Genomic DNA, 19,382 nt, shown 5'->3' with positions numbered 1-19,382 from the left:
TATGCCCGTGGAATACCAGCTATCTTTTTGATTATTGCTTGAGGGTAAAATGGCCATTACGTCGGTGGATCATCCCCTCATGATCGGTAAGCTCCAACGTATACCAATAATCCGATGGAGGCAATGGTTTTCCTTTGTAGAGGCCACTCCAACCCTTTTGGAAAGGATCGATTTGCCCCATCAATTTTCCATACCGATCAAAAACGAGAAAATTGCCGCTGGCATAAAACTCGCTTGTCACCCCCTTAATCGCCAACACATCATTAATATTGTCGTTGTTGGGAGTGAAGAATTTGGCCACCCCCACTACCCCGACCTGAATGGCATCCACACCACACCCATTTTTATCAATGGCGTATAGTGTATGCAAGCCGGGTTCCACATTGGTAAAAACGGAGGAATCACCTCCTTCACCGTAAAGATTGTCCAAATAAAAGGCATAATCCCCAAGACCCAGTTCCCCATTTTCATACAGTACGGTGATGGTACCTGTCTCACCATCATCTTCAACCTGTACAAATTGGGGCTGCAGCACCGGAGGGCTCGATTCCTCCACCCCAAAAGAAAGGGCTGGCGATGTACAACCAGCTTCGGAGAGGGCCACCACACTGTATTGGCCGGCTTCCGAAAGAACCATGGATTCACTTTCACCGATCAGCGTGTTACTGGCATTGTACCACCGATACTGGTAAGCCCCCAAAGGTCGCAACGGGACCACTTCCACCGACGATCCACTACAGAAAAAATAGTTTTCTTCCAATTCATAAGAAGGGGTAGGCAGCACGGTAAGTGAAAGATGTTGTCCCACTCCAAAGCATGTACCTGAGAATTCATCATCCACTCGTACAAACAAGATTTCGGAATAGGCCATTGTATTGGTATAGGCCTGGGTATTTCCGATCGGGTTTCGCTTTAAAAGGGCATCGTCTTCGTTTTGATAAAAAGAAACGGTCAACCCTTGAGATGTAGGAAACTGGTCTAGCAAATCCTGTTCGGCCTCCAAGAGATTGAAGATGGCAATACCATCCGCATTACGATCATCACACGTTTCAAGGGCATACACATACCCATTTGGAAATGATGTTGTGGAAACGTCCAAAAATACCGAGCCGATAGCATAGCAATAATCGCCAGTGCCTTCTACTCGAAAAAACAATTGGTCGGCCACCGCATTATTGAAATTTTGAGCGTCGATTTCATTTGCACGATTTTCCGCATCCGCTTCGGAGAGGTAAAAAGTGAACGCAAAATTGCCATCTTCAGTACTGAGCAAATCCAAATATTGGGTAAGGTCAAATTGGGTAAAACCATCCGCAACCCCATCCTCATCACAATTCGTCAACGTGATTCCATCATTGATATTGGGTGGAATTAAAACCGTTGCCCGGATCGGAAGTCGCTCACTTACCATGCAACCATTATACGAAGCCATAACGTAATAGGTTTTGGAACTATCCAAAACAGGGGTGTCAAAATTATTCCCAGTGGCCAAAGCGGTTCCACCGGTCTCTGTTTCAAACCAAACCACATCACCAAAAGAAGATGTGGCCTGCAGACTCACAGTACCAGAACCACAAATGGTACCAGGCGTAACTGAAGTAATTTTAGGTGTTGTGATTTTTGTGCTGGCAGATAAATTCAGTATCGGATCACCAGGCATACCCCCATATTCCACTATATATCCTTTGGGTTGATAATCCCCTGTGGGATCTCCAGTAATGCGAAGATCGTTCCACGAACCTGTTATTCCGACACCTGGGGCGGTAATATGGGCGTAATCCTCGTCACCCAAGTTGTTGGGCTCATTGGTGTTCCAAAACGCAAAGTTTGGACTACTGCCTGTATTGTCTCCATTCCAAAAAACCTGCCCTTGCTCTGGCCCAGTCATCCATCGCCATACACCCTCGGTTTGTTCGTCCGAACCACCGATCCAACCTGTTCCAGTAGTTTGTTCCCCAGTAATTTGGGCCTCGGCAGCAGAAGTTATGGTAGCCAAATAGCCTTGCAGCCCAAAATAGGTCCTATTCTCCGCCGCAGTTCTGGCATCGTCCCAGCGAATGCCCACATCGGATACATATTCGTAGTAATGCCCGGTTTCAGGCAAATAATTTGCATTTCCGATGGTCAATGAAAAAAACTTTTCTTCCTCAGGCGAAGCAGAAGCACTTTCAAACACCACATCCCTGACCGCAGCGATAAGATCCGTATACAACATGGGGACACCACCTACTCCAGTAAGCGTTAATTTCCCTTCTTGGGCATTCCAATTGGTGGTAACGGTAGGGTGACTGTTTTGTAGGCTCAGTACATCAAAACCGCGCTCGTAACCGGTGGAAATCTGGATATAAAAGGCATCGATTTCTGTATCATCCGGATCTACGATATTAAAATCCGTGGTGATGGGCAGCATCGATTGCGGGCAATAGAACTGATCACCCGTGGCAATTATTTGGGGGGCCACATTTCCTTGGGCACACAGCAAATTGGAAAACAGGCCAAAAAGCCCAATGAAGAGTGAATACTTTAATTTTTTATTTAATTTCAACCTATATCACTTGTGTTCTCGCAAGTTTGAAAGATACGAAGTAATTCAAGAGTTCAAATTTTTACCGCCCAAAGCTTTAAATTTCCCGATGGCCCTTCATCATTTTACTGCGATCACATCAATTTCTATTTTACCTTTGGCCGCTATTCCTGAAGCCGCAAAGGTGGTTCGGGCCGGTTTTTTGGTGAAATATTGGGTATAAATCTCGTTAAAGGATGAAAAATCATCCATGGTGCTCAAGATCACGGTACACTTGACCACATTCTCCAAGGTAAGATTGTGCTGGGCCAAAACGGCCTCAATATTTTTAATGGCCTGCTCTGTTTCCGCTTGAATACCTCCTTCCACCAGGGTCCGTGTGGAATGGTCCATACCGATCTGTCCTGCCAAAAAGTACAGGTTGCCCGCCTGAACCACATCGCTGAATGGAGCCTGCTGCTTTTTGGGTTCGTGCGATTTATGAAAAATAAGCACCGTACTTTCCTGTGCATAGGTGGTTGTCATGATCGCACATAACAAAAAAGACAAAAGTGTATAGTGAAAAGGTTTCATGATCGTGTTTTTAGATTTGCTTAAAATTACCCTATTTTTATCGGAAATTGAACACCATGGGCGACAAAGAAAAATTCTTTGAACACATCGAACAGGGCTACACCATGAAAGGCGATTACATTACGATGGGCGCTGCCATGTTGGAAGGTGAAACCATCACCAATGCCTTTGTAAAAATACCTCTCAAAACCTTGAACCGACACGGACTGATTGCCGGGGCCACGGGAACGGGAAAGACCAAGACCCTTCAGGTTTTGGCCGAGAACCTTTCCGATAAGGGCATCCCGGTACTTTTGATGGATTTGAAAGGTGATTTGAGCGGTATTGCCCAGCCCAGCCCAGGCCATCCCAAAATTGATGAACGGCACGAAAAAATAGGATTGCCCTTCGAGGCCAAGGGATTTCCTGTAGAAATCCTTTCCCTCTCCGAACAAAATGGGGTGCGCTTGCGGGCTACCGTGTCCGAATTTGGACCGGTGTTGCTCTCCCGTATCCTTGACCTTTCCGAAACCCAAGAAGGCATTGTGGCCGTTGTTTTCAAATACTGTGACGACAACAAGTTGCCGCTTTTGGACCTGAAGGATTTCAAAAAAGTATTGCAATATGCCACCGGTGATGGGAAAGAGGAATTTCAGGAATCCTATGGCCGAATCTCGACCAGTTCCACGGGTACCATCCTCCGAAAGATCATCGAATTGGAACAACAAGGTGCCGATTTATTTTTTGGCGAAAAATCCTTTGATGTGGAAGATTTGGTACGCATCGATGAAAATGGCAGGGGTTATGTGAACATTATTCGATTGACGGATATCCAAGACCGTCCCAAGTTGTTCTCGACCTTTATGTTGAGCTTGTTGGCAGAGATCTATTCCACCTTTCCGGAACAAGGGGATAGTGACAGACCTGAACTTGTTTTGTTCATTGATGAGGCCCATTTGATTTTCGACAACGCCTCCAAAGCCCTATTGGACCAAATTGAAAGTATTGTAAAACTAATTCGCTCCAAAGGGATCGGACTCTATTTTGTGACCCAAAACCCAACCGATGTACCTGATGATGTTCTGGCACAATTGGGATTGAAGGTACAACATGCCCTGCGGGCTTTTACGGCCAAGGATCGAAAGGCCATCAAACTAACGGCACAAAATTATCCCATTACGGAATTTTACGATACAGCAGAAGTTTTGACCTCCTTGGGAACAGGGGAAGCCTTGGTTTCCGCTTTAGACGAAAAAGGAAGGCCCACCCCATTGGCGGCTACCATGATGCGAGCGCCGATGAGCCGTATGGACGTCTTGACGGATAGTGAACTCAAGGAAGTATTGAACCAATCCAAATTGATCAAAAAATACAATGAGGAAATCGATCGGGAAAGTGCCTATGAAATCTTGAACGCCAAGATGGAACGGGCCGAAAGAGAAGCTGAAAAAGAAAGAGAAAAAGAAAAATCCACATCAACACGACGAACCACTACTTCGCGAAGAAGCACTCGAATGAATCCTGTGGTAAAAGTATTGACCAGTGCCACATTTATTAGGGGTGTAATGGGTGTGTTAAAAAAAGTGATGCGCTAATTTTATGAGAAAGAATATCCAATTATTTACCCTTTTTCTGGGTATCGCAGTTGTGCAGTCTTGTCAAAAAGACACCAAATTCCTAATCACCGAAACCACTGTGGGGCCTTTGTCCCAAAACACAACAATTGAAGAACTGGAAACCGTATTTGCACAAGATTCCATTGTTCGGGACACCACGGTTGCCCTAAGTTCTTCCGGTAAAAAAATCGACATATTCGAAAAAGGGGGCAAACATCTCCTCATCATCACCCCAAGTAGCGACAGCATACCCAACGTGGAAAATGTGCGCATCATGGACAAGCGCTATGTTTCGGACAATGGCGTTGGACTGACCAGTACGTTTGGGGAAATCAAAAGGAAATACCCTATAAAAAAGATTGTGGCTACTTTGAGCAGTGTGGTTGTTTTTCCTGAAAATAGCAATCTCTATTTTACAATCGACAAGGAAGAGCTACCTGAAAATCTAAGGTTCAGTACCAAGGTAGAAGAGGTACAGATTCCTGATGAAGCCAAGATCAAGTATTTGATGTTGGGATGGGAGTAACTGTTTTAAAATAAGCCGTAACGTTCCCGATTGGCAATTACTTTAGGGCTATTATCGTGCATCCATTCGGCCAGATCCAACAGCTTTTCCACATACGAACGCCCGAAGTCGGTCAGGTTATACTCCACCCGAATAGGCACTTCGGGGTATGCCTTGCGTTTCAAATAGCCATCGGCCTCCAATACTTTGAGTCGTTGACTCAGCACTTTATTGGAAATGCCATACACGTATTTTTTCAATTTATTGAACCGTAGCACCTGAAAATACCCCAACCACAATAAGATCAACACGCTCCATTGATCGGAGGCGACCGACATCACATCACGTACCGGGCAAAGTTCGGGCGGGTTCTTATAATCGATGTGGCCGAACATTTTTTCCAATTTTTTTACGGTCCTAACTTTTTGATTTTCAGTAACAGTTTCCATATAAACACCTAGTTTTCAGTTAGTGACTACTTTAATTTTTAAAAATGAATATGTACTTTTAGTATCAAATTAAGAGTAAGTTACAAAAAGTAACCTAATGAAAAAGCTCATCAAGCAAATAATGCCCTTGGCCTATGGCCAATATTATAATATATACACCCTGATCGCCCCCAAAAAAGCGGCAGAAAGTGCCTTTCATCTATTCTGTACCGTCCGCAAAGGCCGTGTTCAGCCCCAACAGGCAGATTACCTTGACCAAGCCAAATTGAATGTGGAGGAAGTTGAAGGCCATAAAGTACAGTCCTACCACTGGCCGGGAAACAAGGAAACGGTATTATTGGTGCATGGTTGGGAAAGCAACACCTTTAGGTGGCGCAATTTGATCAAGAAACTACGCGAAGCCGATTTTAACGTCATTGCCTTTGATGCCCCATCACATGGCTATTCCACGGGCAAACACCTGTATGTTCCGCTGTATGAAAAAGCAGTGAACCACATGGTGAAAAAATACAATCCACAGCATTTGATCGGACATTCGGTAGGTGGTATGACCATTATTTACAACCAGTACAAAAATCCATGTCCGGATGTGGAAAAAATGGTGACCATTGGTTCTCCATCCGAATTTCATGAAATCATGCAACATTTTCAAGATATCCTGAAGTTCAACAACCGCGTGATGAAGCAATTGGACAGGTATGTCTTGGATCGGTTCGGATTTCGCATCGATGAGTTTTCCACCTCCCAATTTGCACGTTCCTTGAGCAAAAAAGGATTGTTGTTCCACGATAAATTTGATGCCATAACCCCCTATCATGCATCGGTCGCCGTAAACCAGAATTGGGAAAACAGTACTTTGGTGAGCACCGAAGGCTTGGGCCACTCCATGCACCAAGATGATGTGAACGATCAGATCATCTCTTTTTTGGAAGCTTGAAAAAGTTGTTCTAATTTTCACAAAAAATAAACCATGCAAAACATAACCCCCTTTCATGTGGCTATCCCAGTTCATAATTTGGATGAATGCCGTACTTTTTACCGTGACGTTTTGGAGTGTGAAGAAGGCCGGAGTGCAGACCACTGGGTAGATTTCAACCTATTTGGTCATCAATTGGTGATCCATTACAAACCAAAATCCGAAGAAGAACTGCACACCAATCCTGTGGATGGAAAAAATGTACCTGTTCCACACTATGGTGTTGTTTTGCCATGGGAAACCTTCGAGTCCTTTTCCAAAAAATTGGAAGCCAAGGGCATTGATTTTGTAATTGAACCTTACATTCGATTTAAAGGTGAAGTCGGGGAACAGGCCACCATGTTCTTTTTGGACCCAGCTGGCAATGCTTTGGAGTTCAAGGCTTTTAAGGATATGGGGCAATTGTTTGCCAAATAATCATACCAAGGTTATGCCTTTGCGCCTCACCCAAATGTAGGCAAACAGGATGTTGGGCACCCAACATAACCATGCCACAATACGATAGGCGGTCAGGAACTCTCCCAAAACCAATGTGAGCAAGGGCAACCAAATTCGCAGGGTTACCGCAGCGAAGCACGCGGCATAACTGTATATCATCATACCTTGGTGAAGGGACATGTCCTTTCGTTTTACGCCGACATAGGCCACAACTGTGGTAAATAACCAAACCAGTCCAAGACTGATAAAGCCTAAGGAAGAAACCAAACCTCCGGTGGCGAAGAATCCGATATACACACCACAGAGTCCACTTATTAGCACCGAAATCACGTAAATTTTACCCAAGGTCCTGTGCAGGTTGAGATGTTTGGCCCTCAGCTTTTTGCTGAATTGGGACCAACCGGACAAGAGCGCCAATCCCCCAAAACTAATGTGTCCATAAAAGGCAAGATTCCAAATATCGGATGCCAATAGTTCCTTGGATTTGCTCAAAAGCAGCCCAAAATCATCAGTGGCAAATAGATAAATCAGTGGATACAGGCCAATACCAATGGCCAACAATACAAATACAATCCAGGCTACCTTGTTTCTTACGGTTTTGGCCATATTGTTCTGGTTAGGTACAGGTAAGTTATCGAATAATTGCCAAGAAAAACAAGAATTTGAGACGTAAATCGTTATAAATGTAATGAATAGGCCTAAGGGCCGAACCCAAATCGTACCGTTATGAAAACAATTTTACTTTTGATCACCATCCTGTTTTCCGGCATGGCCGTTTCCAGTTGTACCAACGATGAAGCGGATACCGAGTTCGATCACCTCAATCCGGATGAGGAACAACAATCCACGGCGGCTCCTTTGGAAACCGAGACCGTGAATTAAGCCCTTTTCGACTTATGGCGCTCCCTGGCCAACAGGGTATTCTTTAGGAGCATAGCGATGGTCATTGGGCCTACCCCACCAGGAACCGGCGTGATGTAAGATGCCTTTTTGCTTACATTTTCATAATCCACGTCTCCGGTGATGTAGTAACCCTTTTCTCTAGACTCGTCGCTAACTCGGGTAATTCCCACATCGATGATCACCGCCCCTTCCTTGACCATATCGGCTTTTAGGAAATTGGGCACTCCCAAGGCAGAGACGACAATATCGGCTTGCTGTGTCAAAGATTTGATATCCGTTGTCCGGCTATGAGTCAGTGTCACCGTGGCATTGCCCGGCTTCCCTTTTTGGCTCATTAAAATACTGATGGGCCTTCCCACAATATGGCTACGACCGATCACCACAGCATGTTTACCCGAAATGTCCACATTGTATCTTCGTAACAATTCCATAATGCCAAAAGGCGTCGCCGAAATGAAGGTTTCCATTTCAAGGGCCATTTTACCAAAATTGGTGGGGTGGAACCCATCCACATCCTTATCGGCATCCACGGCCATCAACACCTTTTCCTCATCAATATGTTTGGGAAGGGGCAATTGCACAATATAGCCATCTATATCGGGGTTGTTGTTCAAATCGTGGACTTGTTGCAACAGCGCTTCTTCCGAAGTGTCTTCGGGCAGATGGATCAAGGTGGATTCGAAACCAATTTTTTTACAGGAACGTACCTTACTGCCCACATAGGTTAGGCTGGCACCATCGTTACCAACGAGCACGGCTGCCAAATGGGGGACCTTTTCCCCTCTTTCCTTCATCTGGGCCACCTCAACGGCAATTTCTTCTTTAATCTGATTCGATATTTTTTTTCCGTCAAGGATTTCCATGGACAACGGGTTTAGGTTTGGGTTTGTGGTTATTCAGTTATCAAATTTGATCGATTTATTGCAAATCAGATTTCTTGAATTTACTTCATATTCTGCATCATCTGCATCATTCGCTTGCCGCCGCCACCTTGCATCATCTTCATCATTTTGCCCATTTGGTCGAATTGCTTTAGCAATTGGTTTACTTCTTGAATGGAAGTACCGCTACCAGCAGCAATCCGCTTTTTACGGCTGGCATTCAATTTGGATGGGTTGGAACGTTCATCCGGTGTCATGGAATGGATAATGGCTTCGATATGCTTGAAGGCATCATCATCAATATCCAAACCTTTTAAGGCTTTTCCCGCACCCGGAATCATCCCAATCAGGTCCTTCATGTTCCCCATACGCTTGATCTGCTGGATCTGGCTCAAGAAATCGTCGAAGCCAAACTTGTTCTTGGCGATTTTTTTCTGGAGCTTTCGAGCCTGTTCTTCATCAAACTGTTCCTGGGCGCGTTCCACCAAGGATACCACGTCTCCCATGCCAAGAATACGATCGGCCATACGTGAAGGATAGAACACATCGATGGCTTCCATTTTTTCACCGGTACCGATGAATTTGATGGGCTTGTTCACCACGGATTTGATGGAAATGGCGGCACCACCTCGGGTATCACCATCCAATTTGGTAAGGATGACCCCGTCAAAATTCAACACATCGTTAAAGGCCTTGGCCGTATTCACGGCATCCTGACCTGTCATGGCATCCACCACAAACAACGTTTCCTGTGGTTGAATGGCTTTATGGATGTTGGCAATCTCGGTCATCATCTCCTGATCTACGGCCAAACGACCCGCGGTATCGATGATCACCACATTACAGCCCAAACTTTTGGCATGGGCAATACCTGCCTTGGCGATGGCCACGGGATCATTGTTTTCCCTATCGGAATAGACCTCAACGCCAATTTGCTCACCCACAATGTGCAACTGATCGATAGCAGCCGGACGATAGACGTCACAGGCCACCAACATCGGCTTTTTGGATTTTTTATTTTTGAGATAGTTGGCCAGTTTTCCTGAAAAAGTGGTTTTACCCGAACCTTGAAGACCTGACATCAAAATCACCGATGGATTACCTGAAAGATTGATGCCTTCCGCATCGCCCCCCATGAGTTCGGTAAGTTCATCCTTAACAATCTTCACCATCAATTGCCCAGGCTGGAGCGTGCTCAACACGTTCTGTCCCATGGCCTCTTCCTTTACCTTGTTGGTAAATTCCTTGGCTATCTTAAAGTTGACATCCGCATCCAACAGGGCCCTACGAATTTCCTTAAGGGTCTCCGCAACATTGATTTCCGTAATCTGACCATGCCCTTTGAGGACGTGGAGTGCCTTATCCAGTTTTTCGCTTAAATTATCGAACATAGGTTCTTAGGGTTTTAAGAGGCACAAATTTAAGAATAATTAAAAAGAAAAGGACGGCTTTGGGGAGAGCCGTCCTTTAAAAATAAAGATTGGGGAAAAATATCTAGTTCTTTTCGAAAACCAGCTTGTCGGTTCCACCGTTTCCTCCACTGATGTCGATTAGCTCGATTCGAACCGCGGTGTACTCCACAATGTCCCAATCGTCTGTCAAATCAGCGAAATCGGCCGGTGAGGCAAATGCAATATTGAAGTCCACATCACTATCATTGGGACTATCATCATTACCATTATCCGAATCTGTAACGGACCACGTACCATTCACGGTTGTGGCGCCATTGGTGGCAACCAGGCTTCCTTCGGTGTTGAAAGTGAAGGTATATCCATTGAAATGGGCTGTTTCCTCCTTATCAGTATCGAAATAATAAGCGATGGTCCAAGTACCACTGGCAGCAATTCCTTTCAATTCAGTAATCTGGGCGGCCGACAAATTGTTCAACATGTTGTCGTCTTCGCTATTTTCGCAACCCAATGTTACCATGAACATTACCACTGCCGCTATTTTCAAAATCGAGGTTTTCATAAAACGGGGTTAAAATATAGTGTTCTCGTTTAGTTGGGACTTATAGTTTCTCGAAAACCAAGACATCAATAGATCCGTCGTCACTCACATCTTTCAATTCGATTCGAGTGGTTGTTACGGAAACTATTTGCCAGTCATCTGTAAGATCGGCCAAATTGTCGGTGGTATCGAAATTGATGTAGAATTTCAACCCGTCCTCAGAGTCGCGAAGCACTCTCCAAAGACCATCGGCAATAGGATCTGCATTTACAGCAACTGCCACTTGGTAGTCTGCACCAAAGGTGAAATCCATTCCAGCGTAATCAGCGGTCATGTCCACATCACTTTCTGAATACAAGGCCACGTTCCAAGTTCCGCCCATGGCAATGTTCTTGATTTCGGCCACATCGGCATCGTCGGCACTTTCGTTACATTCACGTAGCAGTACCATTTCATGGTCCGTTTCCTCAATTCTGAATTTCAATCGGGATTGGGTAAGTTCACGCACCGGCCATTCAAAGCTTACGCCAGGTTCATCGCCCATGGTGATCATTACTGACAGCACCAATTGACTGTTCAATCCAATGTCCCAAGTACCTTCTTTGGTGTTCACTCCATTGCTCAAGGTAACTACACCTTCGGCCATGAACTTAAACTCGTATCCAAGCAACCTTTCAACTTCCTCTCCTTGGTTTTTAACCTTTTTAATCACCCATTCACATTCTTGTAGAATGGCTCGCAGGGTATTGGGGTCTGTTTCTCCCACAGAGTCATCGATATCACATCGTTTTTTGAATACGATTCGGTTGCCGCTGTTCTGGTACAACTTGATACTGTGATCTTCCAATTCATACACTTGCCCTTCAATGTTGAAATCGGCCAACATCTCAAAATTCAAGCTTAGGTAGACACCTGCTTCGGTAGCAGTAGTGCTCCATGTTCCGGCCAATGAAGCGTTTACTCCACCGCCGAACATTACGGTACCATCGGCCATAAAGGCCAACAACTGCTCAAAATATTGCTCGGTATTGTCCACTTCATTGCGAATCACTTGACGCACTTCCCAAGGACAGGCCGTTAAATAGGCATCCAATTCTTCTTTACTGAAATCATCGTCGTTGTAATCGTTATCATCATCTTCATCGCATTGGTTTTTTGCCATTTCAAGGGCAGCTGCCAATTCTTCATTGCTATTGATGGTCAATTCTGTACCATCGTATTTTTTCATGGTAATGGGGAAATCGAAACTGATGAAACCATCATCATCCAATTCTTCAAACAAACGTCTCAAACCTCTATCACTTTCTACAGTGAATTGGCCGGTTTGTTGGTTCTCAAAATTGAAAGTGTACATTGTAATAGGATATACAAAATCGATACATTCGATATCATCATCGTCACCACCTTCCAAACATTCACGGGCCAAAGCTTCCAACTCATCCATATTATTTATGGTGATTTCACTAAAGTCGGCCAAGGTGATGGTCACTGGGAAGTGAATTTCCAGAATATCGTCGTCGTCGAGTATTTCGTCAAAGATTTCTTCAATAACATCCAAGTCGCTTTCGGAATCGATGGTCACCTGAATACCATTTACATCAACGGTATACGGAAAATTCAATGCAAAACAACTGGCACCATCCACAATATTGTCGAAAGAGCCATCATGGGAAGAGGTGTTCTCGATTAAAAGGGCTGTGGAAGAGCTGGCAGCTATGGATTCGTTGCCGCTTCCTGTGTCAATTTTTTCAAATTCCTCTTGACATGAGGCAAGACTAAAAATCAATACAACGAGAGCCGCGCGCATCAAGTTGTTCAGAAACTTTTTCATAACGATTGAATTTTGGGGTTATAATTCAACTCTAAAACAACCAACTCCTAAAAAACCCTACCTGATCTTAATTTTTTTTCAAATATATTTGGATTTCAAAATACCTAACCATGGACAATGTCTGTGAAGACCAAACATTTAGTTCTCTGTTCAAGGCGCATTCCAAATCGGTCTTCAATTATATCTATTATAAGTTCGGCAATGAGGAGAAGGCCAACGATGCCGTTCAGGAGGCTTTTGTAAAACTGTGGGAGAACTGTGCCAAGGTTACCCCCGACAAAGCCAAATCGTTTGTGTATACCGTAGCCAACAACCTATACCTTAATGTTATAAAGGCTGAGAAAGTACGGTTGAAATATGCGGACAAAGGCGATGATCGGTCCCATGAGTCCCCAGAATTTCTGATGGAGGAAAAGGAATACAAACAAAAATTGGACAATGCTTTGGATGCACTGCCTGAAAATCAGCGCACCACCTTTTTATTGAACCGGATCGATGGCAAAAAATATGCAGAAATAGCAGAAATGGAGGGTGTAAGTGTAAAGGCCATTGAAAAACGGATGCATTTGGCACTCAAAAGTTTGCGGGAGCAGATAGATGGCATCTAGTGGAAAAGAAATATATATTTTAAGGTAGGGTATTGATCAAGTTGGTTGTTATAATACCGTAAAGCATAGAACCCATGCAAGAAAATTACTTGGCAAAATGGCTCAGCGGAGAGCTTTCGGAAGCAGAACTTGCGGAATTTAAAAAGTCCGAAGAATATGCGTCATACCAAAAGCTCCTGGAGGTTTCCAAAACCTTGGAAGCCCCCAATTTTGATGCGGATGAAGCCTTCCAGCGCTTAAAGACCGAGCGCATCGGCAATTCACCAAAAGTAATCACCCTCAATCCTTTTAAAAAGTTCCTGAGAGTGGCTGCCGTGATTGCTGTGCTCCTTGCAGGCTCGTATTTCTATGTCAGTTCGTTGAATGAAACCTATAGCACCCAACTTGCGGAACGCACCGAAGTTACATTACCCGATAATTCCGAGATTTTCCTGAATGCGGAATCCCAAATTTCATTCAGTAAAAAGAAATGGGACCAAAAAAGGGATGTTACCTTAAAAGGCGAGGCTTTCTTTAGAGTGGCCAAAGGAAAAAAATTCACCGTTTCCACAGACCAAGGCACCGTAGCCGTTTTGGGAACTCAGTTCAATGTGGAAAATCGCGACAATTTTTTTGAAGTAACCTGTTTTGAAGGTTTGGTCAGCGTAACCTTTAAAGGTAAGGAGACCAAATTACCAGCAGGAACATCCTTCGTTGTAATTGATGGCGTTATACAGCCCACAAACAAGCCCGAAGGTGCCCATCCCGCATGGATGAACAACGAAAGCAGTTTCGACCGAATCCCCCTTAAATATGTCTTAGCCGAGTTGGAGCGACAATTCAATGTGTCGGTAAAAACCAAAGATGTGAACACCGAGTTGATTTTTACCGGTTCCTTCGACAACACAAACCTCGAAATGGCGTTAAAAAGTATAAGTACCCCGTCTCACATAAAGTATACTGTTGAAGACGATAACGTACTTTTTTATGCTGGGAACACACCTCAATAAACATGTAGGCCTCATACTGGGTTTCCTGTTTTTTCTGAATTGCACCATTACCATCAGTGCACAGGAAGAGCAGCAGGCTTCCATTCCCCTGATTTCCTACATTCAAAGTTTGGAAAATCGGTTCAATATCAAATTTTCCTACCTCAACGAGGACTTGGAAAATTTGACCATTACCATACCACAACAAACTACTACGCTCGATACCATCCTAAAAATCATACAGGAAAAATTCCAGATCAGGATAGAAAAGTTGGATGACCGATACTACACCATGGTTAAGGACAACACCGTTGACCTTTGTGGCCATGTGCTCGACAATTTCGCAGAAAACTCCATTCCCGGTTCCACAATCGAAATTTTGGGCACCAACCGGGCACTGATCACGAGCGACGATGGGAAGTTCACCATTGACGGCGTTCCAAAAGATGCCTCCATTCGCATTCGCTATTTGGGGTACCTTACCAAAAATATGAGTGTTGCCGAATTTTTATCTCTTGGTGATTGTCCCAATATTCTCATGTCTCCACACTTGGAACAACTTAACGAAGTGATCGTATACCAATTCCTCACCACAGGTATCATCAAGGAAAACGATGCCAGTATCTCTTTAAACACCGCAGAGTTTGGTATCCTTCCCGGACAAATAGAACCGGATATCCTTCAGACCGTACAAGCACTTCCCGGAATCAAAAGTATAGACGAAACGGTTTCGGACATCAATGTTCGAGGTGGCACCAACGATCAAAACCTGGTGTTGTGGAACGGCATCAAAATGTACCAATCCGGGCATTTTTTTGGATTGATATCGGCCTTTAACCCCTATTTGACCGATAAGGTGACCATTTATAAAAATGGAACACCTTCCGCTTATGGCGATGGGGTAAGCAGCGTGATCCAAATGGAGACCAGCAATACCATTGCCGAACAATGGAAAGGCGGTGCCGGATTCAACCTGATCAGTGGCGATTTTTACACAGAGGTTCCCATTTCCAATAAATTGGGGGTTCAATTTGCAGGACGGCGTTCCACAACGGATTTTATCAGCACGCCCACTTACAATCAATTTTTTGATCGGGCATTTCAGGATAGCGAGATCAGCGACCAGAACAACAATGCGGTGGATGATGATATTGTTCGGGACGAAGACTTTTATTTCTACGACTTTTCAGGAAAAATTTTATACAACATCAACGACGATCACCAGTTCCGGTTGAGTGCCATACAGATCAACAACGACCTCAAGTATGTGGAGACCGATCTTACAAACAACGCTACCAGCACCAGTTTGTTGAAACAGAGCAACACCTCCGTGGGCGGTCAGTTGCAAAGCCAATGGACTGAACGCTTTTCGTCCCTCCTAAACGTATATTATTCCCGATACAATTTGGATGCCGAGAACGTTTTTGGAAACCAGTCACAACTACTCTTCCAAAACAACCAAGTCATCGAAAATGCGGCCAAACTCGACACCGAGTTCAAACTGAACGATCGATTCAACTGGAACAATGGCTACCAATATATAGAAACCGGCATCACAAATGCCACCATTTTGAACCAACCTTTGTTCCAAAGTGAGATCAAAGGCGTAATACGAATCCATGCTCCCTATACCGAAATCAATTACCATAGTTCGGAAAACAAGTTCATTGCCCGAATAGGGTCACGTTTCAATTTTATCGAAAACATAGGAACCTTTACCAAATTGGTGGTTGAACCCCGTCTCAATTTGAATTTCAAATTGGCCAATTACCTCCGAGCAGAAGTGTTGGGCGAATTCAAAAGCCAGACCACCAACCAGATCATCGATTTGGAACAAAATTTTCTCGGTGTGGAAAAGCGCCGCTGGATTTTATCCAATGATGGCACCTTACCTGTAACGCAAAGCAAACAGGGTTCGGTGGGCATCAACTACGAAAAAAACAACTTTTATATTGGTGTAGAGGGCTTTTATAAATCGGTGGATGGTATCAGCACACGAACACAAGGCTTTCAAAATTCCAACCAATTCTCCGGTGAAATCGGTAGCTATGAGGTACAGGGTGTGGAATTCCTCATCAACAAAAAAGGGAACAATTACAGTACCTGGTTGAGCTATGCATACAACAAGAACGACTATACTTTCGATTCCATCGTACCCCAAACGTTCCCGAACAATTTGGACATTCGGCACACGTTGACCTTTGCCAGCACCTATACCTTTAAAAACCTGAAATTGGGGATCGGCATCAATTACCGAACAGGCAAACCCTATACCCAACCGCTGGATGGCAATGAGGGATTGGACACGGATTTTTCCCCTGCCCGCATCAATTACAAAGAACCAAATAGCAGCAGATTGCCAGAATACATAAGGGCAGATGCCTCAGCTGTGTACAGTTTTCCATTGGGCAGAAGGGTGAAAGCCAATGCCGGACTTTCCCTTTTGAACATGACCAATCGAAGAAATACCTTGAACCGTTACTATCGGGTCAATGAAAATGATGAGATCGAAACCGTGGACAATGTTTCCTTGGGAATCACTCCAAACTTCAGTTTTAGAATCGATTTTTAGCCTGCCAGCCCATATCGTTCAAATCCATGTTGAGCATGGTGCGGACAATTTCGAACACATAGGGAAATTGCTGCTTGAACTCCAATGGGGTCTCCACAAAATTTTCAGTGATTACCGCGAAGAATTCCACAAAATTGGTCTTGCCATAATCCCGAAAATAGTGGGAATTGGCCAATTGGGTCGTAAAGGTTTCCGAGTCGTACAGTTCTTTGATCTTGGCCAACCCTTTTTGAAATCGCCTCGCCTCGAATGAAGGTTTGCGGAACGTTTCGATCATAAGGGCATGGGCCACTTCATGGATACCCAAATTCACATTGTCATTGGGAATGCTAAAACCATCCTTTAAACTTTCCGCGGAAAACACCAGGGTGCGAAGCCTCGGATTATATTCACCTACATGATGGTTTCTTGAAATTCGGGAGTAATAATCGCTGGGATATACGATGATCCGTTTGATCGACCTTTCAAACCGATAATTGGCCATACCCAAGGTCAGCAATACGGCAGAGGCACTCACATAGGCCTTGATCTCTTCTTTGTTCCCGATATTTCCATAAAAGACGAAGTGCTTTTTGGACTTGAACCAAGCAAACCGTTCCAAAAAGATCCTGCGCTGCTCGGTTGAAAAATAATGGTAGGGATGCAGAAATTCCGAAATGAACTGTCGCTCCTTGGCATTGATTTTTTTTATGGGATGCAGGATGTTGAACAGGGTCAACCGCTCCTTGGTCATTCGTTCATAAAGGACCTTGACAAAAACAAAAACCAAACCGACAACCAAAAAAATGGCAACGATTTCCTTTTCCGATTGCGTCAATTGCCCCATTACATGCGTTCAGGTACCTGGATACCCAATAGTCTAAAGGCTGATTGGATCACTTCGCCCACTTTTTTGGACAAATGCACCCTAAACTGTTTTTTCCGCTCGTCAGGCTCCCCTAAAATGGAAACCTGTTGGTAAAACGAGTTGAACTCCTTCACCAAATCGTAGGTATAGTTGGCAATCAAGGCCGGGCTGTAGTTTTCTGCTGCCAATTGCACCGTTTCTGGAAAGAGCTGGATCTGTTTCAACAGTTCCTTTTCCTTTTCATGCAGTTCCAAAGCGGTCTCGACTGCGCTCGACCCGACATTATCAGCCTTTCTTAAAATGGATTGGATCCTGGCGTAGGTATATTGGATGAACGGCCCCGTGTTCCCTTGAAAATCCACTGATTCTTCAGGATTGAAGAGAATCCGTTTTTTGGGATCTACCTTGAGGATGTAATATTTTAACGCTCCCAAACCAATGATGCGATAGAGCTCCTTTTTCTCTGGTTCTGAATAACCGTCCAGCTTGCCCAGTTCTTGGGAAATTTCTGCCGCAGTGTCCTCCATGCTCTGAATCAGGTCGTCGGCATCCACCACAGTACCTTCCCTACTCTTCATTTTGCCACTGGGCAGGTCCACCATGCCGTAGCTCAAATGGTATAATTGTTCGGCCCAGGAAAATCCTAATTTTTTAAGGATGAGAAACAACACCTTAAAATGATAGTCCTGCTCATTCCCAACAGTGTACACCATTCCGTTGATGTCTGGAAAATCTGTTACCCGCTGAATGGCGGTTCCGATATCTTGCGTCATGTAAACGGCCGTACCGTCCGATCGCAAAACTATTTTTTCATCCAGACCGTCTTCGGTAAGATCAATCCAGACACTGCCATCTTCTTTTTTAAAGAACACACCTTTTTCTAGACCATCCTTCACCACATCACGGCCCAACAAATAAGTATCACTTTCGTAATAAAGGGTATCAAAGTCAACACCCAAATTTTTGTAAGTGGTATCAAACCCTTCATACACCCAACCGTTCATCATTTTCCAGAGGGACACAACGGCTTCATCACCGGCTTCCCATTTCCGCAGCATTTCTTGGGCCTCCAACAAAATGGGTGCTTCCTTCTCTGCCTTTTCTTTTGCAACACCCTGATCCATCATTTCGGCAATCTGCTCCTTGTAGGCCTTATCAAAGGCCACATAGTATTTCCCCACCAAATGATCGCCCTTCATCCCGGAAGAAGCAGGGGTTTCTCCCTTACCAAATTTCTGCCAGGCCAACATGCTCTTGCAAATATGAATACCCCGATCGTTAATGATCTGAGTTTTGTATACTTTCTTTCCCGAAGCCTTTAAAATCTCGGCCACCGAATAGCCCAACAAGTTGTTTCGGATGTGTCCCAAGTGCAGGGGTTTGTTGGTGTTGGGGGATGAGTATTCCACCATGACAGCATCGGTGGAAATGGTTTTCACATAACCAAAATCCACCTCATCTTTGATGGCGTTGAAGAAATTCAGATAGTACGCATCTTCGATCACAATGTTCAAAAAGCCTTGCACCACATTGCATTTGGCCACTTCGTCCACATGCTCCTGCAAATAGTCCCCGATCTGGGTACCAATATGCACCGGATTCCCCTTCACAAAGCGTAACATGGGAAACACCACCACGGTAATGTCCCCTTCAAAATCCTTTCGGGTCGGTTGAAATTCCACGGTAGGTAGGTCAACTTGGTACAGTTGTTTTACCGCCTCGATCACTTTCTGGGTCAAATCGTTCTGCAAACTCATCTCAA

Annotated in this window: 18 protein-coding genes; 8 read left to right on the top strand and 10 right to left on the bottom strand. The window is 44.4% G+C overall.

Going from position 1 to position 19,382, the window contains the following annotated elements; translation table 11 throughout:
• Positions 1–31 precede the first annotated feature (31 nt).
• Positions 32–2,545 (bottom strand): T9SS type B sorting domain-containing protein, encoded by a 2,514-nt coding sequence (locus EO131_RS15055; protein WP_127024062.1) that lies wholly within the window; start codon positions 2,543–2,545, stop codon positions 32–34.
• A 99-nt stretch (positions 2,546–2,644) separates the two neighbouring features.
• Positions 2,645–3,097, bottom strand: a complete 453-nt coding sequence (locus EO131_RS15050; protein ID WP_127024059.1) for a RidA family protein — start codon at positions 3,095–3,097, stop codon at positions 2,645–2,647.
• A gap of 56 nt (positions 3,098–3,153) precedes the next feature.
• On the opposite strand from EO131_RS15050, the gene EO131_RS15045 reads away from it, so the two are divergent.
• On the top strand, positions 3,154–4,671 hold the full coding sequence (locus EO131_RS15045; protein ID WP_127024056.1) for a helicase HerA-like domain-containing protein: 1,518 nt from the start codon (positions 3,154–3,156) through the stop codon (positions 4,669–4,671).
• Positions 4,672–4,675: 4 nt separating this feature from the next.
• Entirely contained in the window at positions 4,676–5,218 is a 543-nt protein-coding gene (locus EO131_RS15040) for a hypothetical protein (protein ID WP_127024053.1), read from the top strand.
• A gap of 5 nt (positions 5,219–5,223) precedes the next feature.
• On the opposite strand, the gene EO131_RS15035 is transcribed toward EO131_RS15040, so the two are convergent.
• Positions 5,224–5,646: a winged helix-turn-helix transcriptional regulator gene (locus EO131_RS15035; RefSeq protein ID WP_127024050.1), complete on the bottom strand. Its 423-nt coding sequence runs from the start codon at positions 5,644–5,646 to the stop codon at positions 5,224–5,226.
• A 97-nt stretch (positions 5,647–5,743) separates the two neighbouring features.
• On the opposite strand from EO131_RS15035, the gene EO131_RS15030 reads away from it, so the two are divergent.
• Entirely contained in the window at positions 5,744–6,583 is an 840-nt protein-coding gene (locus EO131_RS15030; RefSeq protein ID WP_127024047.1) for an alpha/beta hydrolase, read from the top strand.
• A gap of 33 nt (positions 6,584–6,616) precedes the next feature.
• Complete coding sequence (locus EO131_RS15025; protein WP_127024044.1) at positions 6,617–7,039, top strand: VOC family protein; 423 nt, start codon at positions 6,617–6,619, stop codon at positions 7,037–7,039.
• Here the strand turns inward: EO131_RS15025 and EO131_RS15020 are convergent, their stop codons facing one another.
• Positions 7,040–7,666, bottom strand: coding sequence for a DUF2306 domain-containing protein (locus EO131_RS15020; RefSeq protein WP_127024042.1), 627 nt, complete (start codon positions 7,664–7,666; stop codon positions 7,040–7,042).
• 120 nt (positions 7,667–7,786) lie between these two features.
• Between EO131_RS15020 and EO131_RS17215 the strand changes: the two genes are divergently transcribed.
• Entirely contained in the window at positions 7,787–7,942 is a 156-nt protein-coding gene (locus EO131_RS17215; protein WP_164731714.1) for a hypothetical protein, read from the top strand.
• Here the strand turns inward: EO131_RS17215 and folD are convergent.
• The 4 genes from folD to EO131_RS15000 form a co-directional block, all read right to left on the bottom strand.
• Entirely contained in the window at positions 7,939–8,826 is an 888-nt protein-coding gene (folD, locus tag EO131_RS15015) for a bifunctional methylenetetrahydrofolate dehydrogenase/methenyltetrahydrofolate cyclohydrolase FolD (RefSeq protein WP_127024040.1), read from the bottom strand. The genes EO131_RS17215 and folD overlap by 4 nt on opposite strands.
• Before the next feature lie 80 nt (positions 8,827–8,906).
• A complete protein-coding gene (ffh, locus tag EO131_RS15010) occupies positions 8,907–10,235 on the bottom strand; it encodes a signal recognition particle protein (RefSeq protein WP_127024037.1) in 1,329 nt (442 codons plus the stop codon).
• Positions 10,236–10,338: 103 nt separating this feature from the next.
• Entirely contained in the window at positions 10,339–10,815 is a 477-nt protein-coding gene (locus tag EO131_RS15005) for a hypothetical protein (RefSeq protein WP_241243870.1), read from the bottom strand.
• Between the two features lie 40 nt (positions 10,816–10,855).
• A complete protein-coding gene (locus EO131_RS15000; protein WP_127024034.1) occupies positions 10,856–12,625 on the bottom strand; it encodes a hypothetical protein in 1,770 nt (589 codons plus the stop codon).
• A 110-nt stretch (positions 12,626–12,735) separates the two neighbouring features.
• Here EO131_RS15000 and EO131_RS14995 point away from each other — a divergent pair, with 110 nt between their 5' ends.
• The 3 genes from EO131_RS14995 (at position 12,736) to EO131_RS14985 (ending at position 16,773) form a co-directional block, all read left to right on the top strand.
• On the top strand, positions 12,736–13,233 hold the full coding sequence (locus EO131_RS14995; RefSeq protein WP_127024032.1) for an RNA polymerase sigma factor: 498 nt from the start codon (positions 12,736–12,738) through the stop codon (positions 13,231–13,233).
• A gap of 74 nt (positions 13,234–13,307) precedes the next feature.
• Positions 13,308–14,222, top strand: coding sequence for a FecR family protein (locus EO131_RS14990; protein WP_127024029.1), 915 nt, complete (start codon positions 13,308–13,310; stop codon positions 14,220–14,222).
• Entirely contained in the window at positions 14,200–16,773 is a 2,574-nt protein-coding gene (locus EO131_RS14985) for a TonB-dependent receptor (protein ID WP_127024026.1), read from the top strand. Before EO131_RS14990 ends, EO131_RS14985 begins: the two co-directional genes overlap by 23 nt.
• On the opposite strand, the gene EO131_RS14980 is transcribed toward EO131_RS14985, so the two are convergent.
• Positions 16,757–17,599, bottom strand: a complete 843-nt coding sequence (locus tag EO131_RS14980) for a zinc-dependent peptidase (RefSeq protein WP_127024023.1) — start codon at positions 17,597–17,599, stop codon at positions 16,757–16,759. The two genes, EO131_RS14985 and EO131_RS14980, sit on opposite strands and share 17 nt — an antisense overlap.
• Positions 17,599–19,377, bottom strand: coding sequence for an arginine--tRNA ligase (gene argS / locus EO131_RS14975; protein ID WP_127024020.1), 1,779 nt, complete (start codon positions 19,375–19,377; stop codon positions 17,599–17,601). The genes EO131_RS14980 and argS overlap by 1 nt, the downstream gene beginning before the upstream one ends.
• Between the last annotated feature and the right edge of the window lie 5 nt (positions 19,378–19,382).

Origin of the sequence: Flagellimonas beolgyonensis, assembly GCF_003992615.1 — a bacterium.
GTDB lineage: Bacteria > Bacteroidota > Bacteroidia > Flavobacteriales > Flavobacteriaceae > Flagellimonas > Flagellimonas beolgyonensis.
The sequence above is the reverse complement of the archived record's forward strand: the minus strand, read 5'-3'. Positions and strand labels throughout refer to the sequence as shown.